Origin of the sequence: Mesorhizobium sp. M1E.F.Ca.ET.063.01.1.1, assembly GCF_003998155.1 — a bacterium.
GTDB lineage: Bacteria > Pseudomonadota > Alphaproteobacteria > Rhizobiales > Rhizobiaceae > Mesorhizobium.
Genome location: NZ_RZSC01001353.1, coordinates 1 through 808, shown reverse-complemented (window position 1 = coordinate 808; position 808 = coordinate 1). Strand labels below are relative to the sequence as shown.

General features: G+C 62.7%; 2 protein-coding genes. Both read right to left on the bottom strand.

The window, feature by feature from the left end; genetic code table 11:
* Positions 1 to 77 precede the first annotated feature (77 nt).
* Positions 78 to 248 carry a hypothetical protein gene (locus EOA29_RS38525; RefSeq protein ID WP_126093321.1) on the bottom strand — a complete coding sequence of 57 codons (171 nt, stop codon included), beginning with the start codon at positions 246 to 248 and terminating at the stop codon, positions 78 to 80.
* A 51-nt stretch (positions 249 to 299) separates the two neighbouring features.
* Positions 300 to 808 (bottom strand): TSUP family transporter (locus EOA29_RS38520; protein ID WP_145970127.1); only part of this gene is annotated, 509 nt, incomplete at its 5' end.

Below are 808 nucleotides of genomic sequence, written 5' to 3'. Positions count from 1 at the left end.
ACCTAGCAGACCATGCCCTAGAATCAAAAGCGCCCGGCAGGGCCGGGCGCTTCGAGTTGCCAGAGATCTGCGAGTCGCTATGCGCCGCGCATCAGGCAGCCGGCGGCAAGCACGATATAGGCGATGAGCATGATCCACACCGCCGCGAGAGGAATGAACGCAAGAAGGCCGAGAGCGGCGAGAAGGCCGATGATGGCGATGACCAACGAAATGATGAACACGATCTGGGTGGGTGCACTGAGATTCATGTCTGTCCCTCCAACATGATTCGCAACACCCGAATTCTACCAGCAGGACCGTCACACACCAATCAGCTGACGTAACGGATTGGCCGGGTCGGCCAGGAGCTTGATCGCCAGCGCCACGCACACGATCACCAGCAGCGGTTTGATCAGCCGGGCGCCGATGCGGATGGCGAGGCTGGCGCCGAGGCGTGCGCCGAGGAACTGCGCCACGCCCATCATCAGACCGATCTTCCAGTAGACGACACCGACGGCGGCGAAGACGGTGAAGCCGCCGATGTTGGAGGCGAAGTTGAGCAGCTTGGTGTGCGCCGTCGCCTTGAGCACGCCGTAACCGGCGAGCGCAACGAAGGCCAGCATGAGGAATGAGCCGGTGCCCGGGCCGAACAAACCGTCATAGAAGCCAACGGCCGGCACGACCGTCAGACCGAACAGAAACGGTGACAGGCGCTCGACACGATCCACGTCGCCCATGTTGGGCTTGAACGCGAAGTAGAGCGCAATCGCGACCAGAAGAACCGGCAGCAGGGCGCGCAGGAGGTCTCCGGGCACGACCGTCGCCAGCA